This is a genomic window from Sulfitobacter sp. DSM 110093 (assembly GCF_022788715.1).
Lineage (GTDB): Bacteria > Pseudomonadota > Alphaproteobacteria > Rhodobacterales > Rhodobacteraceae > Sulfitobacter.
The window spans coordinates 927,142-945,178 of record NZ_CP085167.1 but is presented as its reverse complement, the minus strand read 5'-3'; the positions used below and the strand labels follow the sequence as shown (position 1 = coordinate 945,178).

The window sequence follows — 18,037 nt, the reverse complement described above, 5'->3', positions numbered from 1 at the left end:
GCCGCCCCCGAAACTGAGTCGTTTAGCTCACAGGTTCCCAAGGGCGCGTATAGGCGCTAAGCACTTTACCGACGTCATCGTGCGATGCACCGTTCATCGTCACCTTGGCCACCAAACCACGCTTCTTGTTGTCCTCAACCTCCGTTACCCGCGCGGCGCTGCCGGCTTTCTCTAGGCTGCCATTGTAGACTCGCGTGATCGCATCTTTGCGCAGGTCGGGCTTAAAGATCTTGCCAACGGCGGTCTTCGGCAACTCATCCATGATCTTGAGGTGTTTCGGCTGCGCCGCACGTTCGGCAACCTTCTCTCGCGCAAAGGCGAGCAGCTCTTCCTCTGTCACATTGGCACCGTCCACCAGTTCGACGAAGGCGCAGGGCACCTCGCCCGCATGGGCGTCGGGTTGACCGATGGCTCCGGCAAAGGCGACGGCCTCATGGCCCAACAGCGCCTCTTCAATCTCAGCAGGATCAATGTTGTGCCCGCCGCGAATGATCAGGTCTTTGGCACGCCCGGTGATCCAGACGTAGCCGTCGTTGTCGATCCGGCCCAAATCACCGGTGCGCAGGTACTTCCCATGATAGAAAAGGTCTTTGTTCTTTTCCTCTTCGACATAGGTATGGCCCGCAAAGACACCGGGGTTCGACACGCAGATCTCGCCGATCTCATCGACATCTGCGTCAACCGGTCCGTCCGCCGTGCCCTTGATGATCCGCACATCCGAATAGGGAAAGGCGACGCCGATAGAGCCAACCTTTTTGACGCCATCCGGTGGGTTGCAGGACACAAGGCACGTCGCCTCAGTCAGGCCATAGCCCTCAATCAACGTGATTCCTGTGGCCTTTTCAAAGCGGCGGAAGAGTTCCAGCGGCAGCGGGGCCGAGCCGGAGAAGGCAGTTTTTACGGTGCTGACATCCGCATCGATCGGGCGCTGCATCTTGGCCGAAATCGCCGTGGGCACGGTGATGATAAAGGTGATCTTCCACCGTTCAATCAGCTTCCAGAAGTTGTCGAACACCCCGTCGCCGCGATAGCCCTGCGGCGTCGGAAAGACCACATGCGCGCCTGATGCCACGGCGGCCATCAGGATGACGTGGCAGGCAAAGACGTGGAACAGCGGCAGCGGACACATGATATTGTCCTGCTCGCTGAACAGCAGACGATGGCCCAGCCAACCGTTGTAGATCAGCCCGGAATACTTGTGCTGCGCGACTTTGGGCATGCCGGTGGTGCCGCCGGTGTGGAAATAGCAGGCAACGCGGTCTTCTTGCACATCCTCGAAGTTGAGCGAAGTGTTCTGCTTGGCGATTTCGGCGTTGAAGTTGAGGTATTTCGCCTGATTGTTCATCATCCCCTTGGGCCGAACCAGCGGGACGATCCAGCTTTTCGGTGGGGTGAGATAGCGAACCAGATCGACTTCGAGCACCGTATGCACCTTGGGCGCAAGCCGCACCGCCTCGGCAGTCTTTTGGGCCACATCCGTTTTGGGGAAAGGCCGCAGAGTGACGACGACCGATGCGCCAACTTCGCGCAGGATCGCGCCGATCTGTTCGGCATCCAGCAGCGGGTTGATCGGGCTGACGATCCCGGCCACGGCTCCGCCCAGCAGGGTGATCGTCGTCTCGTTACAGTTCGGCAGCACATAGGCCACCACGTCTTTCTCGCCCACGCCCAGGCTGCGGAACAGGTTCGCGGCCTGCGTCACACGGCCATGCAACTCTTTCCAAGTCAGCGTTTCCGCCTTGTCCTTGGGGCCCGAGAAAATCTGATAGCTGACGGCGTTGTGGTTGGGGAATTTCGCGGTCGTATTGCTTAGCATCCCATAGAGCGTCTTGGCCACGTCTCGGTCTTCCCACGGCATTTCCGCGGCGATAACATTGCGGTCTTCGATCCCGGCGAATGTCATGGTGTCTCCTCCCCTATGCCGGTGTTCCGGCTTGTTCTCCGTGCTCAGATTGCGGCGAAACGCGCCATTTCGCAAGCAATCGGCGGCAACAGACGCAACGTCACACAAAGTTGACGTAACACCGGAGTGGCGCGGTTCAAGAGCAGATCAGGCGGCAGCGGCCCCATCAGTAAATTGCAAACGCGCCAAACGCGCATAAAGCCCATCACTGGCGACCAATTCATCATGTGTGCCGATGGCGGCAATCCGTCCGGCTTCCATCACCACGATGCGGTCGGCCTTTTTCACCGTGGCTAGACGGTGCGCCACGATCAACGTGGTACGGTCGGCACTCAGGCGGTCCACGGCTGCCTGCACCAGCTCTTCGCTTTCGGAATCCAGCGCACTTGTTGCCTCGTCCAGCAGCAACACCGGCGCATCGCGCAGAATGGCGCGGGCGATGGCGATCCGCTGCTTTTGCCCGCCTGACAACATCACGCCGCGTTCGCCCAGATAGCTGTCATAGCCTTCGGGAAGTGCGGCGATGAAACCATGCGCGGCGGCGGCACGCGCAGCTTGCTCTACCTCGGCATCGCTGGCGTCGGGCCGACCAAAGCGGATGTTCTCAGCAGCGGTCGCGGCAAAGATTACCGGGTCTTGCGGCACCAAGGCGACGGCCCGGCGGAAATGATCCCGTGCCACATCCCGAAGGTCCACACCATCAAGCGTGATGCGGCCGGTTTGCGGGTCATAGAACCGTAGGATCATTTGAATGATTGTCGTCTTCCCCGCGCCTGACGGGCCGACGAAAGCCACCGTTTCACCGGGGTTGATCACCAGATTAATTCCGTCCAATGCCGCCACATCAGGCCGCGCCGGATAGGTGAATTGTACGTTCTCAAACGTGATCTTACCCGCAACGGGGTCCGGCAGGTGGGCTTGTGCGTCGGCGGATGGGTCTTTCACGCTGTCTTCGGTTTGCAGCAGATCAACCAGCCGTTCCGTGGCACCTGCCGCGCGCTGCAATTCACCCCAGATCTCTGACAGGGCAGCGACGGCACCTGCGACCATGACCGCATAGATCACGAATTGCACCAGCGCGCCTGCACTCATCACATCGGCGCGCACGTCCCGCGCCCCGATCCAAAGCACGCCGACCACGCCGGAAAACACTAGAAAGATAACGATCATCGTCATTGCCGCGCGGGTCTTGATCCGGCGTTGCGCCGCATCAAAAGACGCTTCGGTCATCTGTGCAAATTGGCCCCGGCTGGCCGTCTCATGGGTAAAGGCTTGCACGGTTTGTACCGCGCCTAATGTCTCTGATGCATTGCCCGAACTGGCGGCGATCCAGTCTTGGTTCTCACGGCTAAGGACACGCAGACGGCGGCCCAGTGTCAAAATGGGGATCACCACAGCAGGCACGATCAGCAGCACCAGACCCGTCAACTTGGCAGAGGTCAGCAGCATTAGCCCCAGCCCGCCCACAAAGATTAATAGGTTGCGCAGCGCGATGGACACCGAAGAGCCGATTACCGACAGGATCAGCGTGGTGTCGGTGGTGATGCGGCTTAGGACTTCGCCCGTCATGATGCGCTCATAGAACGACGGGCTCATCCCGATCACCCGGTCAAACACGGCGCGCCGGATGTCGGCCACGACCCTTTCGCCCAGCCGTGTAACCAGCGCATAGCGCAGGCCGGTGCCCACAGCGAGCAACCCGGCAATGATCAACGCTGCGATGAAATATTGGTCCAACAACTCCGTCTCGCCGGTGCCGAAATTGTCGATCACCCGACGCACCGCCAAGGGCAAAGTGAGCGAGATCATCGCCGTCATGACCAAAGCAGCCCCGGCAGCAACCATCAACCAACGATAGGGTCCAAGGAAGGGCGTCAACGCCGCCAATGCTCCGATCCGCCGTGACTTTTCGCGTTCATCTTTGGCGGTCGGTGCGGGGGTGGGCGTGCGGGCCATGGGCATTCCTTTGTCTTGCGACATGGTCATGGCGCGGGGACCGAGCGGGGTCAAGCAAGACCGCCCCAACGGGACAATCTGCCACCCCTGCCCTGCAGCGCAAAACAAGACGCCGCAGGGTGTTGGTGTGCGAGTTTACTCGGCGGAGGGTGCGGGTACGCCGTCTTTCCAATCGCCCCAATTGGCGACGATCTGATCGACCAGCGGCGCACCGACGAGGGTGATATTCTCTACCGTTTCGGCAAAGCCACCGGCCGTCTCACCCGGCGCCGGGTCAAGGTGCTCAAGCGTGGTCTCATCCGGGTGGCCTTGATCAAAGTTCACCGCGCCGCGCAGGCTGGCGATCCGGTCTGTGCCGTGCAGACGTTTGATAACCAGTGCGATTGCTGCCGCTTCCATCTCTGTGATCATATAGTCGTCAGCCCCGTAAAGCTCGGCCATATACTGCGCCTCTTCCGACAAGCCCGGCCCGTGAAAGAAAGTATCGCCTGTCATATGCGTGCCGACCTTAACGCTCGGCGCGGCCTGCGCGGCGTCATCTGGATAGCGCTGGCGGTATTGACGCGCAGAATCGGAATCCTGCATCTCGACATCTTGGGAAAGTTCAACACCCCATGAAACCAACTGCGCATTCAGCTCAAAGCGGCGGTAATCCTCATATCCTGCGCGCGGCATGAAAACCGGCGCGTCAGGTTTCCCTTCTTCAGGCGCCCAGCGGTGACCAAGGTCATAATCCACCAACCAACTGCCCCAGACCACATCACCGATTGTGCCGCGCGATGGGGGTGTGCCCGCCACGCCCGACAGCATGAAATAGGTCTGCGAAAAATCGTAAGCCGGGTTCAACAGAATCGCCTGCATAGAGGCCGAAGAGTTCACCTTGCCCATGCCCAATACCGCGCCGCAAACGCCATCGTCGTTGCAATACATCGAAGAAAATGCCCCCGGCACGTCCTGCGCTTCAGTCTCGGACCAATATCTCTCGTACCAATGCTGCAATTCGCCCGCCCGGTCGCCGGTGTTTTCGCCAATCTCAAACATCGCGCCAATGAACACCTTGACGGGCATCGGCTCTTGCGCTGCCAGCGGCGCGGCGAGTGTGGAAAGGGCCAGAGCGGCAAGGCCCGGTGTGGAATGCTTTAGCATGATGTGTCCTTTAGGAGTGTCGCCCGCACGCAGCGCGCGGATGGCGCAGCTATAGACGTTGACGTAAGGGAAACCAAGCATCCGGCACGCCTTTGGCAGGACCAGCCAAAAGGATGAAGTATATCAGGAAGAGTGGAGCGGGCGGCGGGAATCGAACCCGCATCATCAGCTTGGAAGGCTGAGGTCTTACCATTACACAACGCCCGCGCTACGGTTTCTCTCCTATTTTATCGCTTGAGGAGCGTCAAGTGGAGCCATGCTCCTTAGGAGCGATCAATCGAATAAGCCTGCTTTTGCCAACAGCCCTTCATCAAGGTGGTCGCCAACGCCAAGGGGCACTAGCTTATGCCCCACGGATCAAAATGAGGCACGGGAATGGACGCCAGACCGGCTCAGGACCAAAAGCGCGAAGTCGTGATGACCCACGGTGTTCTGAGTGAGAACCCCGAGGATCTTTTTCATGGCCGTGGTTGGCGGGTCGGGCGCGCAGTGCTTCACGAAGCGGTGCTGCGTCTGTGGAGCGATGACGCCTTTGGCATGGCGGGCAATGTGGCGTTTCGGGCGCTTCTGGCGATCTTTCCGTTCCTAATCTTCACCAGTTCGCTGACCGCCTATGTCGGCGACCGGTCGATGGCCGACGATCTGATCCATTTCCTTATCGCCATTGTCCCCCCTGCCCTAATTGAGCCGATCGTGTCCGAGGTGGAAAAGGTCATGACCGTGCCGCGCGGCGATTTGCTGAGCGTCGGTATCCTGCTCACCGTATGGTTTGCGGTTGGTGGGGTAGATGGCGTGCGCGTCGGCCTTAACCGCGCCTATGGGCTGCGCGAAACACGTTCGGTTTTCACGATCTACGCTGTGCAGGTGGTGATGGTGCTGCTGGCAAGCCTGATCCTTGTGATCGTCGGCTATCTGCTGGTTCTGGCCCCTCGTGCGGGGTCTTGGCTACATATGTTGATGCCGGGATTTGACCCAAGGTCCGTGACCGTTGGGCTTGTCCGCTTTCCGGTGTCAGCGACGATCCTATTGATCGCCCTTTTCGCGGCGCATGTGATCCTGCCCGCGCGCCGCACCAAGTTTAACAACATCTGGCCCGGCGTGGTGGCCACCGCCGTTGCGTGGACCCTGCTTGCGATGCTTTTTTCATCTTATCTTCGCAGCTTTGCTACCTATTCCAGCTATTACGCAGGTATGGCCGGAATCATCGCGGCGTTGTATTTCATGTATCTCGCCGCACTAGTGCTGATATTTGGCGGAGAGTTGAACCGCGCCCTGCGCATTCGCAGACTGGCCCGCGCGATGAGCGATTAGCGGTCAATCCCCCTCGCAGGGTGTGCCCGCAGCGCCCCAGACCGTCACATCATGCACCAGCCCATCGAGCGATCCTTCGGGCACCGACCGCCCCGCACCGGGGGCGAAACCCCAGTTCACAAAGGCCGAGTTTTGCAGGTGGTCGACCAGTGAGGCGATGTCATGGCCGTCATTGGTCTCAGGGTCGCGCAACTGGGTGCAGACCTCTGCCGAGGTCTTGCCGAGCCACGCCAATTCCACCGGAGGCAGCCGCCACGCATCGTCGATATGCGGTGGGGCATGGGGCACGGTGTTCGCAGCGGCAGAGGTGACGTGGCAGGCGTCGCAAGGAATGCTCTCGGCCCCGATCCGGCTATCGCCCGCGCGCACGTTCATGCCATGCACCGCCTCTGGCCCATACCCCAATGCCTGCCACATCGGCTGGCCCTCTTCGCCTACATGACAGTTGGTGCAGCGCGGGTGCGAGGTGACGGCAAAGATCCGGTCCCAAGCCGCCAGCCCCTCGACGCGGTTGGGATCGTCCTGCGCGATCGCAGGGGCGGCCAGCATCAGCGCGGCACAGGTAAGCAGGTATTTCATGCGAAATCCACGGACTTGGAGAGGGGGAGTTCACGGATACGCTGGCCCGTGGCGGCAAAGATCGCATTGGCCAGCGCAGGAGCGGCTGGCGGCACGCCCGGCTCACCGATGCCGCGCAGCTTGCCGCCATTCTCCAACCCGCGCACTTCGATCTTCGGCGTCTGATACAGCCGCAGCCCCTCATAGAGGTGATAGTTGTCCTGTTGCGGCACCCCATCGCGATAGGTCAGCTCGCAATTCATCGCATGGCCCAAGCCCCAGATCACCGCGCCTGAGAGTTGCGCCTCGAAATTCACCGGGTCCATCACGCGGCCCACTTCGGCGGCGACGAAAGCCCGGTCGATCTTGAGGCCCGCGTCAGTCTGGCTGACCTCGACCACCTCGGCCACCGGCACGCCAAAGGACAGGCAAAACGCCAGCCCCCGGCCCCGCCCCGGCCCAAGGTCCGCGCCCCAATCCGACATCTCGCCCACAGCTTCCAGCACCTTGCGCGATGGGTCATGGGTACAAAGCCGCAACCGTTCCTCCAGTGGATCGACGCCTGCGGCGTGGCACATCTCATCCATGAAGCTTTCGTGCAGAAACCCGTTGCCCGACGCCCCGACCGACCGCCACGAACTCACCGGAACCATCGCGGGCACCCGGTGGCCGGTCACACGGTAGTCGGGAATCGCAAACGGCTGATCCCACGCGCCCGCCACGATGGCGATGTCGGGGCCGAAAACAGGCTGGTTCAGCCGCGCCATCTGCGACTCTGCGGTAGATGGCGCAGCGATAGCCAGATCATAGGCCGCGATCTGCCCGTCTGCGACTTTGCCACGCGCCCGGGCCATGGCCAGCGGTCGGGGGAAATCATGGGTGAAATCCTCCTCCCGCGACCAGACCATCTTGATCGGTGTACCGGGTATCTGCCGCGCCACTTCGACGGCGCGCAGGGTATAGTCATCCTCCAACCGCCGTCCGAAACTGCCGCCTGACATCAGCACATGAATATGTACGTTCTCGGCGTCGATCCCGGTCAGCGCGGCGACGTTGGCCTGCATGAAACGCGGAATCTGCGTGCCGGTCCAAATGTCGACGCGGCCCTTCTCAAGCTTCACCACGACGCTCATCGGCTCTAACGGGGCATGGGCGAGATAGGGGATACGGTACTCAGCCTCTAGCAACTCGCCATCGGAAAGCGCGGCGCTGACATCGCCATCATCGCGAAACCGGCTGTCCTGCCGATCATCGGTGAAAGACTCCGCGACAGCTTTGAACTGATCTACCGTGTCGCCGGTATAGGGCGACGGCCCCCAGTCACAGTCGACTGCCTGCACGGCCTGAAAGGCGCGCCATGTATTGTCCGCCACCACGGCTACCCCGCCGGTGATCGGTAGCACGGCCTGCACGCCACGCATCTTTTCGGCACGGCCTGCGTCAAACCCCATGATCTCCCCACCCTGCGCCGGATTGGTGCGGGTCGTGGCGTACACCATCCCCTCCAGCGCCATGTCGATGCCATAGGTCTGGGTGCCGGTGGATTTGGGCAGGATATCAGTGCGCATCTGCGCCTTGCCCAGATGCCGCCATTCGCTGGGATCGCGCAGTGTCACTTCGGTTACTGGATCAATCTCCGCCGCGGCGGCGGCAAGGTCTTGATAGGCCAGTCGCATGCCATCGGGCAGTACCACAGCGCCCGATTCGGTCTTGAACTGATCGCGGTCCAGCCCGGTCTGCGCCACAGCGGCAGCCAAAAGCGTTTCACGTGCCACAGCGCCTGCCATGCGCAAACGGTCATACATATCCGGCACGGTGGAACTGCCGCCGGTCAGTTGCAGGCCCAACAGCTTGCCCGCTACATCCGACGCCCCGCGCCCGGTGCGGGCCAGCAAGGTTTCCGAGGTCGCGGCGATCGGCATTGCCTCAACCCCGACCACGCCATTGTAATAGACCGGCGAAGGGGGGCCGGGCGTGATCTGAACCGCGTCGAGATCGACATCCAATTCCTCAGCAATCATATGGGCTTGCACCGAATACGCCCCCTGCCCCACATCAGCGCGCGGGGTGATTAGGGTGACACCGCTGGCATCGATCTTAACATAGGGCGTGATCGCCGCCGCGCCGGGTGGCAGCCCCTCTAGCAGCGGGTTTTTCAGGTCACGTTTATAGAGGTAGGTGCCAAAGGCGACGCCCCCGACAATCGCAGCAGAACCGACGATGAAACTGCGGCGGGTGATGGTGCGCAGACGCGACATGCTCAGGCCCCCCGCAGTCGGGCGGCGGCGCTGTGGACGGCGGCGCGGATACGCGGGTATGTGCCGCAACGACAGAGGTTTCCGCTCATTGCCGCGTCGATCTGGTCATCGGTTGGTTCGGGATTGAGATCAAGAAAAGAGGCCGCCTGCATGATTTGCCCCGATTGGCAGTAGCCGCATTGCGCGACCTGATGCTCGATCCATGCTGCCTGAACCACATGCAGCGCCTCTGGCGTGCCCAAGCCTTCGATCGTGGTAACGTCGCCATCTACATCGCCCGCCCGCAATTGGCACGAGCGCACGGCCAGACCGTCAACATGCACGGTACAGGCCCCACATTGCGCAATGCCGCAGCCGTATTTCGGACCGGTGATGCCCAACTCATCGCGCAGGACCCACAGAAGCGGCATATCGTCTTCCACGTCCACGTCGTGGACCGTGCCGTTAACCGTCAATTCCATCGGTGATCCTTCTGCCCTGTTGCGTATAATGTAACCACGCATCAACGGGCCGCAAGACCGCGCGAAGCAAGTCGCGCAGCGTCATGCAAATAAAGGAAAGGACAACTGTGGTCGCGCCTAAGACTATTCGAGGTCTTGCGCCGTCATGGCACGGTGAATTTCACGGCGCACCAGTTTACGGACATTGCGGGTGATCCGCTCTCCCAAGGCACCCTGCAACTCGGCCCGGACGATTTCGGTCACCAGATCGCGCAGCGCCTCTTCGTCGAGGAATTGGTCTTCGCCCCCCATGCCTTCATCTTCCGCAGGGGCGGCATAGCCAAATTCCGGCGCCGTCGCTGCGGGATCGGCCACGCGGGGGCCGGTATCGGCAAAGCGACGCACTTGCTCCTCGACCTGCGGCGTGGACGGTTGCGTGGGGCGCGCGCGCGGCGCGGTATCGGCGGCTTCTACAGTCGCGGTATCGGCGATCGGCGTCTCTGGCGTGTCCAGTTCAACATCGTCTTTCCATTCCATCGCCGGAGGTTCCGTACCGGAATAGTCATTATCGCCGGGGCTGTCGGGGTCCCAATCGTCAGTAATCTTGCCAATGGCCGTCTCCAACGCTGCCAGCTTGTCACTGCGCGAACCACTGCTCGCTTTGGCCGCCACCTCGGATATGGGTTTGGTCGGGGTCTCTATTTGTTTTTCAGCAACGGGTTCTGCTGGAGCTTTCACTTCGGCTACAGCGTCCTGCGGTGGGCTGCTGAAGTCTTCGGCATGTAAATCACTGGGATCATCATGCAGCATATCGTAATCCAAGGGGGTGACCTTGGCCGGTTCAATTGCAGCGGGCGTCGGGCGATCTTTGCCGTCCGACGTGGCAACCCGCAACGCCGGGGTCAACACCAAACGGTCGCTTGATGGATCGGGTGCTTTGGCGGGGGGCGGCGTAGAGGGGCCGCGCGCCGAGACAAAGGGACGTTCCGCAGTACCACCGCTTCGGTCATCTTCGGTCTGCATAGCTTGGGTCAAGCTCAGCGGGCGCGTCACACCATTGGACGCCGATCTAATGGATAGATGCGGGGTGAAGTCATCAGAAGACGCGGCCTCAGAAGCGTCCGTATCCGAAGGCGTTACACGCGCGCTCTTGAACTCACCTTCCTGAACTGTCTGCCCCTCTGATTGGGGCGCAGCAGCTTTGGGAGCGTTTTCCCCTGCAGGGCCAGAGGCTTGCAAGGGGCGCTTGTTTTCGGACACCAATCGGCGGATCGACGACAAAACGTCTTCCACCTCCGCATTTGTGACGGGTTCGGACATGTTTCTCTACCACTCTTTCCTCGCGGATAGCTTAACCGCGCGGGGGGATTCTCACAATGGGGCGGTGCAAAATGTCCGGTCGGTGTGACCCGTCAGTCTTTTTGCAGTGCACGCAGCACCCGATCAAGTGCTTGCCCCTCTTTCGAGTATTTAGCAGGCCCATCCTTAACAAGGTTGTAATAGGCCCCTGCATCATAGATCTGCACTGGCAATTTCAGGTCACGCGCGGTCAATTGACCGGTCGCCGCCAAAACCGAATAGGCGGCAACATATAGGTTCGCACGGGCTGACACGCGGGTCGATTCCGCATCCAGCAGGGACTGTTCCGCATCTAGCACATCCAACGTGGTACGCGCGCCAAGTGTGGCTTCCTCTCGGACACCGCGGAAGGCGATACGCGCGGCACGAATTTGCCGCTCGGAGGCCTCCAATTGTGCACGAGCCGAAGACAGCGCGGCATAGGCGTTGCCCACTTCCTGCTCCACGTTCCGGCGCACCACATGCAGGTTTGCCCGCTGCGCATCACGCTGGGCCATGGAACTGCGCACAGCCGAAGACAGCGCACCGCCCTGATAGATGGTCTGCCCCACTTCAACGCCGACACTGCCACTGCGGGTATAGGAATTGCTGTCGAACGTCTCATTCAAACCGTATTGGCCGTTCAACGTGACACGCGGCGCCATCGCCGCTTCATTGGCTTCGACCCCAAGATCGGCGGCAGCCACCTGATGCTGAGCCGAGATAATCGACGGGTGCTGACGCACGGCCAGACCTTTGGCCGCCGCAAGGTTGCCCCCGACATTGGGCAGGCTTGGCGGCTGGTTAAGGTTACCGGGCTGGCGGCCAACGGCGTTGCGGTATTCTTCGACAGCACGCAGCAGATCCCCTTCGGCACCGGCCAGACCGCTGCGGGCATCGGCCAGTTGTGCTTCGGCCAAGGCGACATCGGTACGGGTCACTTCGCCCACGTCAAAACGATCCCGCGCGGCGCGCAATTCTTGGGTCAACAGACGCAGGTTGTTGTTACGCAGCTCCACAGTTTCCGAGGCTTCGATCACCCCCATATAGGCCGCAACCGCACGCAACAGCACTTGCTGCTCAAGGTTCACGAGCGTCTGGCGGGTGGCCAGCACAGTTTCCTTGGCGGCTTCAATGCGATAGGCACTGGCCCCAAAATCATAGATAAGCAGCTGACCGATCAGACTGATCGACGCTTTCAAGCTTTCCGTTGATTGTGCTGCCAGCAATGAAGAGGTGCGGGTGGTGCCAAAGCTCTGCGTGAGGCCGGCGGCCCACTGCAAAACCGGCTTAAGCGCTGATTTCGCAGTTGCAACATCTTCGTCGGCTGCGCGCAGCAGCGCCCGGTTCTGCTCAAGAAGCCCGGAATACTCGTAGGCCCCGACCAAAGCATCAGCCAGCGTCTCGGCTGAGGCCGGACGCGGCAGCGCCACTGCACCCGCTAGGGCAAGGCTTACCGGCACCGCAAGGGCAAAACGTTTAAGGGATTTTCGGATACTGATCGCACTCATGGCTCGATGCCCCTGATTGGCTTTATATAGACCTTCTTAGACCGACCCATTGGCCGACCGGGACAGGTGCCCCTACCTTGGAAACGATGTTGCGGCACCCGATTCACTTCGAGAATCCGCCACCACGTTTACAGCTGAAATTCTGCCTGACGTTCAAAGCCACGCAGCACCGGCGCACCGGCGTTAAATTCGGGCCGCCAAGAGACCTGCCCGCCCCGTTTATAGCCCACGCGCACCTCGCCCAGACCACGCTCCATAAAGAGGCACGCAATGCGCCCGCCTTCTTTCACCTGTTCAAGCAGCGCCTTAGGCAGTTCGCCAACAGCTCCCTGCACGATCACCACGTCATAGGGTCCATGCTGCGGCGCCCCATCAGTCAACGGCGCGACATGAACAATCACGTTATCCGCACCAGCCTGCGCCAGCGCCTCTTGCGCCTCGGCGGCCATGGCTTCGTCTTCTTCAACGGCGACAACGGCTTCGGCCATATGGGCGATCACGGCGCTGGAATACCCCATGGCGCAGCCGATATCGAGCACCAGTTCGTTGTTGGTGATGTCGAGGTGATCGAGCATCTTGGCCAATGTCCGCGGGTCGAGCAGCACACGATCTTGGCCCAGATCAAGGTTTTCACCCAGATAAGCGGCCTCACGCTGCGCCGCCGGCACGAAGTCTTCGCGCTGCACGGTCAACATCGCGTCGATGATTGGGAACTTGGTCACATCCGAAGGACGAACCTGCGTATCTACCATGGTTACGCGGCGGGCGGCGAAATCACTCATCAGCTAAACTCATTCGTTCAGGGTGTCTGAAGAGTGATGTGCCACATTGCCGGGCCAGCGGCAACGCCCTGACCGCATTTTCACACGCATATGGGTCTTGCGGCCCTCTTCGTGATCCGATAGCAGTGCGCCAACCACGGAATGGCGAGTTGGCGGAGTGGTTACGCAGCGGATTGCAAATCCGTGTACACCGGTTCGATTCCGGTACTCGCCTCCAATACTCCCATAGAGAACGATGTTTGCGACCGAACGGTCGCGTGCCCGGACGTGTGGTGGCGGTTTTTCTGTATGCGTCCACACCGCACAGCCCCGCCGTCACCTAGGACACCGTCGAACCGGTCGCCGCAATCCGAACTGCCGCAAAGACCGCCTTTAAATTCATTCTCAGAATAAAGCAGTCGTTGCCCGTTTCGCCCCATGGTTTCGCGATGATCTCAGCGCAAAGCTGCAGTTCTCAGTGCTGGTGCTGTTGACGCACGTAATCCATCACCGCACCTCGGACCGACATTTCGCCCCGTTCGCGCGCCGCATGGATTACCTCGCGCACATCATCAAGGTTGCACCGTCGCAGCAGACTTTTGACGGGCCCGATCGAAGCAGGGCGCATTGAAAGCGTATTGAGCCCAATGGCCGCGAAACACAGCGCTTCAACGGGGCGGCCCGCGTCCTCTCCGCAGAACGACAGCGCCGTATCGGTTTCGGCGCAGCGTTCCACGATACCTTCGAGGAACGTCAGGAACGAAACGTTCAGTGTGTCATAGCGCTTGCGCACCCGCTCATTTTCGCGGTCGGCGGCAAAGAAGAACTGTTTCAGATCGTTGCCCCCGATGGACAGAAACTCAACTTCTTCAAAGAATTTCTTCGGCGCAAAAGCGAGGCTGGGAGTCTCAAGCATGGCGCCGATTTCCAACTTCTCGGGTAGTTGATGGCCCAGAATACGTTCACGCTCCATTGCCTTGTCGACCTCGGCGCGGGCGGCGCGGAATTCTTCGAATTGCGCAACGAAAGGAAACATCACCGCAAGGGGCCGCCCCGCCGCAGCGCGGATCAGCGCTTGCAACTGCATCCGCATAACGCCCGGCTTGTCCAAGCCCACACGAATCGCGCGCCAACCCAAAGCCGGGTTCGGCTCATCGTTTGGCTTCATATAGGGCAGCACCTTGTCCGATCCGATATCGAGCGTGCGAAACACCACCCGGCGGCCATGTGCAGCATCCAGCACGCGGGCATAAAGCGCGGCTAATTCGGTCCGGCGCGGCATTTGATTGCGCACAAGGAACTGCAACTCGGTGCGGAACAGCCCCACCCCTTCAGCCCCCGACCCTTCGAGGGACGGCAGATCAGCCATCAAGCCCGCATTCATCTGCAGGCTGATGATCCGCCCGCATTTCGTTTCAGCAGGTTTGTCGCGGATCGAGGCATAGCGCTCCTGCGCCGCCGCCTGCATCGCGATCTTGTCGCGAAAGGCCGTGGCCACGGTATCGTCGGGCCGCAGATGCACCACGCCCTGTTCCCCATCCACCATGATGTGATCGCCATTCAGCGCATCATTGGTGATGCGGCTCGCGTGAACGATCAGCGGAATTGCCAGCGCCCGTGCCACAATAGCCGCGTGCGACCCGACAGAGCCGCCCTCCAACACGATGCCGCGCAGCGTCCGCCCATAGTCCAGCAATTCCGCCGGGCCGATGTTGCGCGCCACGAGGATCGGATCGACCGGCATCTCTGCACCCGTGTCACTGCCCTGCCCCGTTAAATGCCGCAGCAAGCGGTTCGACAGATCGTCCAGATCCGACAGCCGCTCCCGCAGATAAGCGTCATTGACCTGCCCCAATCGGGCGCGGGCCATGGATTGTTCTTTCTCGACCGCAGCCTCGGCGCTCAGCCCGCTTTGAATATCCTCCACCATGCGCCGCATCCAGCCTTTGGAATTGGCGAACATGCGATAGGCTTCGAGCACCTGTTGCTGCTCTTTGTCGGCGGTAAGGCTTAACAATTGGTCAACGCTGACGCGCAATTGCTCGACCGCTTCGGTCAAACGCTCCGTCTCACGCTCCGGGTCATCGGCGATGGGGTTGGAAACCACCACCCGCGGCTCATGCAGCCAGACATGGCCCTCGGCCACGCCCTCTTGCCCCACGGTGCCGCGCAGCAAAACCGGCTGGCTGTGCCGCGCCGACATCGCCGCGCCCTCACCGACAAAGGCACCAAGCTCGGCCATTTCGGCCAGCACCATGGCCACGACCTCAAGCGCGTAAACCTCATCTGCCGAGAATTCGCGTGCCTGTTTCGACTGCACCACCAAGACGCCCAGCGTCTCGCCCAAGCGTTGAATCGGCACGCCAAGGAACGAAGAGTAAATCTCCTCCCCCGTCTCTGGCATAAAACGGAAACCGGCAGCTTGCGGCGCATCGGGCGTGTTGATCACCGTGCGGCGCTTGGCCACGCGCCCCACCAGACCTTCGCCCAGTTTCATACGGGTTTCATGCACCGCCGCCTCGTTCAGGCCTTCGGTGGCACAAAGCTCAAGCGTGTCTTCGTCGCGAAACAGATAAATCGAGCAGACTTCGCAGCCCATGGAGTTGGCGATCAACTGGGTGATCTTGTCGAGCCGCGCTTGCCCCGCCACATCACTGGCCATCGCATCGCGCAGCCGCCCCAGCAGCTTGCGGCTTTCTGTTTCAACCCGTTCGGCCATATGATCTGGTCCCTGTCCCTCTGGAGCAGGGTTTAGCGCACTCGCGCAAGGATAGAAATGCTATTCGCGACATACCCTGCATCCTCTGCCAGCATATCGGCGGGATGCTGCAGTTTTACGCAAGGCGCAACCTCGCGTAAAACCCATTTTATCGCAGATGCTTAAGCGGCTTTATCAAGCCCGAAAGCGTCATGGAGCGCCTGCACGGCCAGCTCCATATACTTGCGGTCAATCAACACACTGATCTTGATTTCAGAGGTGGTGATAACCTTGATGTTGATCCCCTCGTCCGAGAGGACTTTGAACATCTTGGCCGCCACGCCGGTGTGGCTGCGCATGCCGATGCCCACCACCGAAACCTTGGCCACAGCCTTGTCGGCGATCAACTCTTGATAGTTGATGACCCCCTCTTCATGGGCCTTTTCCATGGCCTTTTCGGCGCGGATCACCTGATCGACGGGGCAAGACCACGTCATATCGGTGCGGCCTTCTTCGGCGATGTTTTGGACGATCATGTCGACGTTCACGCCACCTTCGCTGAGCGCGGTAAAGATCGTCGCCGCGATGCCGGGGCGGTCCGCCACGGACACCAAAGTCATCTTTGCCTCATCACGGGAAAACGCGACCCCGGCCACCACATTGCTTTCCATGATTTCCTCCTCATCGCAGACGAGCGTCCCGGCATCGTCAGATTGTTCTTCGAAACTGCTCAGCACCCGCAGTTTAACCTTATAGCGCATCGCCAGCTCGACCGACCGGGTCTGCAAAACCTTTGCCCCGAGAGAGGCCAGTTCCAGCATCTCTTCAAAGGAGATCTTGTCAAGTTTGCGTGCTTTGGATTCGACCCGCGGGTCGGTCGTGTAAACGCCGTCCACGTCGGTATAGATATCGCAGCGCTCCGCACCGAAGGCAGCGGCAAAGGCCACGGCGGTCGTGTCAGACCCGCCCCGGCCCAGCGTGGTGATCCGGCCCTGCGGGCTGATGCCCTGAAAGCCTGCAACCACGGCGACTTTCATGCCTTCGCCGAATTTGGCGGTGATGTTGTCTGTTGGAATTTCCTCAATCCGCGCGGCGGAATGGGCATCAGTCGTGCGCACTGGCACCTGCCAGCCCTGCCACGAGCGTGCGGGCACGTCCATTTCTTGCAGGGTCAGCGCCATCAGACCAGCGGTAACATTCTCGCCACTCGACACGATGGCGTCATATTCGCGCGCGTCGTAAAGCGGCGAAGTCTCGTTGACGAAGCCCACCAGCTTATTCGTCTCGCCCGACATGGCCGAAACGATGACGATCACGTCATAGCCTTTAGCAACCTCGACGCCGACGCGCTTTGCTGCGCGGCGGATACGGTCCAAGGTGGCGACCGAAGTCCCACCGAATTTCATAACCAGAACAGGCATATTGTCCCCCGCGCAACAGTCCAGCGCGGTCTAAGCCCCCGGCACGGCAAGGGCAAGCCTATTTAACATGATGTTATGCTGCGCAGCTTAGAACGGATGCGGGCATCCATCCCATGTCTCAAACGCGCCCGTCTGAGCAAGGTCCAGCGCGGCAATCCGTTGTACAAGGCCTCGCGCAGACTCCGCGACGCTGATCTCGCCCTGATCGCCGCCCATATCCGTGCGCACCCAGCCGGGATGGTAGATGCCTACCGCGATGCCCTTAGGTTTGAGGTCGACCGCCAGATTGCGCCCCAGATTGATCGCCGCCGCCTTGGAGGCACGGTAGATATAGCTGCCGCCCGGTGCCCGCGTCGAAGACCCCATTTGCGAAGCAATGATCGCGATTTTCGCGCTCGACGCAGCCCGCAGGTTGGGCAAGAGCGATTGCACCGTCAGGAACACGCCGGTCACATTGGTCGCGAAACTCTGCGCCCAGAGATCGGCGCCAAAGCCGGTTTCCAAATCGTGACCCTTATCAAGATAGACGCCCGCGTTGCAGATCAGCAGGTCCAGCGGACGATCTTTCAGCTGGGTAGCAAAGGCGGTGTGGCTTGCCCGGTCGGTCACGTCCAACACGGCTTCTGCCCCCGCGCCGCGCGCGGTGCCGATCACCTCTTCGCCTGCATCTTCGAATTGTGCAGCCAGCGCCGCGCCGATGCCCCGACTTGCGCCGGTGATAACGATGGTCATGGGC

13 protein-coding genes and 2 tRNA genes are annotated in these 18,037 nt (G+C 60.8%); 2 read left to right on the top strand and 13 right to left on the bottom strand.

From position 1 onward, the window contains the following. Positions 1-22 precede the first annotated feature (22 nt). The 4 genes from DSM110093_RS04570 to DSM110093_RS04555 all read right to left on the bottom strand — a co-directional run bounded on the left by DSM110093_RS04570 (position 23) and on the right by DSM110093_RS04555 (position 5,212). A complete protein-coding gene (locus DSM110093_RS04570; protein ID WP_243266885.1) occupies positions 23-1,903 on the bottom strand; it encodes an acyl-CoA synthetase in 1,881 nt (626 codons plus the stop codon). Positions 1,904-2,050: 147 nt separating this feature from the next. Next, on the bottom strand, positions 2,051-3,859 hold the full coding sequence (locus tag DSM110093_RS04565; RefSeq protein ID WP_243266884.1) for an ABC transporter transmembrane domain-containing protein: 1,809 nt from the start codon (positions 3,857-3,859) through the stop codon (positions 2,051-2,053). A 135-nt stretch (positions 3,860-3,994) separates the two neighbouring features. Then, on the bottom strand, positions 3,995-5,086 hold the full coding sequence (locus DSM110093_RS04560; RefSeq protein WP_243266883.1) for a purine nucleoside permease: 1,092 nt from the start codon (positions 5,084-5,086) through the stop codon (positions 3,995-3,997). A 52-nt stretch (positions 5,087-5,138) separates the two neighbouring features. Further along, positions 5,139-5,212: transfer RNA gene (locus DSM110093_RS04555), tRNA-Gly, on the bottom strand. Between the two features lie 168 nt (positions 5,213-5,380). Here DSM110093_RS04555 and DSM110093_RS04550 point away from each other — a divergent pair. Then, positions 5,381-6,316 carry a YihY/virulence factor BrkB family protein gene (locus DSM110093_RS04550; protein ID WP_243266882.1) on the top strand — a complete coding sequence of 312 codons (936 nt, stop codon included), beginning with the start codon at positions 5,381-5,383 and terminating at the stop codon, positions 6,314-6,316. Between the two features lie 3 nt (positions 6,317-6,319). Here DSM110093_RS04550 and DSM110093_RS04545 read toward each other — a convergent pair whose 3' ends face one another. The 6 genes from DSM110093_RS04545 to DSM110093_RS04520 all read right to left on the bottom strand — a co-directional run bounded on the left by DSM110093_RS04545 (position 6,320) and on the right by DSM110093_RS04520 (position 13,203). Beyond that, a complete protein-coding gene (locus tag DSM110093_RS04545; protein WP_243266881.1) occupies positions 6,320-6,895 on the bottom strand; it encodes a hypothetical protein in 576 nt (191 codons plus the stop codon). After that, the gene (locus DSM110093_RS04540; RefSeq protein ID WP_243266880.1) at positions 6,892-9,132 is read right to left on the bottom strand and encodes a molybdopterin cofactor-binding domain-containing protein; all 2,241 of its coding nucleotides are present in this window, start codon (positions 9,130-9,132) and stop codon (positions 6,892-6,894) included. The genes DSM110093_RS04545 and DSM110093_RS04540 overlap by 4 nt, the downstream gene beginning before the upstream one ends. Before the next feature lie 2 nt (positions 9,133-9,134). Next, a complete protein-coding gene (locus tag DSM110093_RS04535; protein WP_243266879.1) occupies positions 9,135-9,593 on the bottom strand; it encodes a (2Fe-2S)-binding protein in 459 nt (152 codons plus the stop codon). Between the two features lie 123 nt (positions 9,594-9,716). Then, the gene (locus DSM110093_RS04530) at positions 9,717-10,892 is read right to left on the bottom strand and encodes a hypothetical protein (RefSeq protein ID WP_243266878.1); all 1,176 of its coding nucleotides are present in this window, start codon (positions 10,890-10,892) and stop codon (positions 9,717-9,719) included. A gap of 92 nt (positions 10,893-10,984) precedes the next feature. After that, complete coding sequence (locus tag DSM110093_RS04525) at positions 10,985-12,421, bottom strand: TolC family outer membrane protein (RefSeq protein WP_243266877.1); 1,437 nt, start codon at positions 12,419-12,421, stop codon at positions 10,985-10,987. Positions 12,422-12,549: 128 nt separating this feature from the next. Continuing rightward, the gene (locus DSM110093_RS04520; protein ID WP_093926866.1) at positions 12,550-13,203 is read right to left on the bottom strand and encodes a methyltransferase domain-containing protein; all 654 of its coding nucleotides are present in this window, start codon (positions 13,201-13,203) and stop codon (positions 12,550-12,552) included. Positions 13,204-13,346: 143 nt separating this feature from the next. Here DSM110093_RS04520 and DSM110093_RS04515 point away from each other — a divergent pair. Beyond that, positions 13,347-13,420 (top strand) — tRNA-Cys (locus DSM110093_RS04515). Between the two features lie 237 nt (positions 13,421-13,657). Here DSM110093_RS04515 and ptsP read toward each other — a convergent pair. The 3 genes from ptsP to DSM110093_RS04500 form a co-directional block, all read right to left on the bottom strand. Continuing rightward, entirely contained in the window at positions 13,658-15,901 is a 2,244-nt protein-coding gene (gene ptsP, locus DSM110093_RS04510; RefSeq protein ID WP_243266876.1) for a phosphoenolpyruvate--protein phosphotransferase, read from the bottom strand. A gap of 161 nt (positions 15,902-16,062) precedes the next feature. Beyond that, positions 16,063-17,301, bottom strand: coding sequence for an aspartate kinase (locus tag DSM110093_RS04505; RefSeq protein WP_243266875.1), 1,239 nt, complete (start codon positions 17,299-17,301; stop codon positions 16,063-16,065). A gap of 87 nt (positions 17,302-17,388) precedes the next feature. Continuing rightward, complete coding sequence (locus DSM110093_RS04500; protein WP_243266874.1) at positions 17,389-18,033, bottom strand: SDR family oxidoreductase; 645 nt, start codon at positions 18,031-18,033, stop codon at positions 17,389-17,391. Positions 18,034-18,037 lie beyond the last annotated feature (4 nt).

Bases quoted from the DNA above. Each gene is read 5' to 3' on its own strand.
- DSM110093_RS04570 (WP_243266885.1), bottom strand. From the start codon at position 1,903: ATGACATTCGCCGGGATCGAAGACCGCAATGTTATCGCCGCGGAAATG.
- DSM110093_RS04565 (WP_243266884.1), bottom strand. From the start codon at position 3,859: ATGGCCCGCACGCCCACCCCCGCACCGACCGCCAAAGATGAACGCGAA.
- DSM110093_RS04560 (WP_243266883.1), bottom strand. From the start codon at position 5,086: ATGCTTGGTTTCCCTTACGTCAACGTCTATAGCTGCGCCATCCGCGCG.
- DSM110093_RS04550 (WP_243266882.1), top strand. From the start codon at position 5,381: ATGGACGCCAGACCGGCTCAGGACCAAAAGCGCGAAGTCGTGATGACC.
- DSM110093_RS04545 (WP_243266881.1), bottom strand. From the start codon at position 6,895: ATGAAATACCTGCTTACCTGTGCCGCGCTGATGCTGGCCGCCCCTGCG.
- DSM110093_RS04540 (WP_243266880.1), bottom strand. From the start codon at position 9,132: ATGTCGCGTCTGCGCACCATCACCCGCCGCAGTTTCATCGTCGGTTCT.
- DSM110093_RS04535 (WP_243266879.1), bottom strand. From the start codon at position 9,593: ATGGAATTGACGGTTAACGGCACGGTCCACGACGTGGACGTGGAAGAC.
- DSM110093_RS04530 (WP_243266878.1), bottom strand. From the start codon at position 10,892: ATGTCCGAACCCGTCACAAATGCGGAGGTGGAAGACGTTTTGTCGTCG.
- DSM110093_RS04525 (WP_243266877.1), bottom strand. From the start codon at position 12,421: ATGAGTGCGATCAGTATCCGAAAATCCCTTAAACGTTTTGCCCTTGCG.
- DSM110093_RS04520 (WP_093926866.1), bottom strand. From the start codon at position 13,203: ATGAGTGATTTCGCCGCCCGCCGCGTAACCATGGTAGATACGCAGGTT.
- ptsP (WP_243266876.1), bottom strand. From the start codon at position 15,901: ATGGCCGAACGGGTTGAAACAGAAAGCCGCAAGCTGCTGGGGCGGCTG.
- DSM110093_RS04505 (WP_243266875.1), bottom strand. From the start codon at position 17,301: ATGCCTGTTCTGGTTATGAAATTCGGTGGGACTTCGGTCGCCACCTTG.
- DSM110093_RS04500 (WP_243266874.1), bottom strand. From the start codon at position 18,033: ATGACCATCGTTATCACCGGCGCAAGTCGGGGCATCGGCGCGGCGCTG.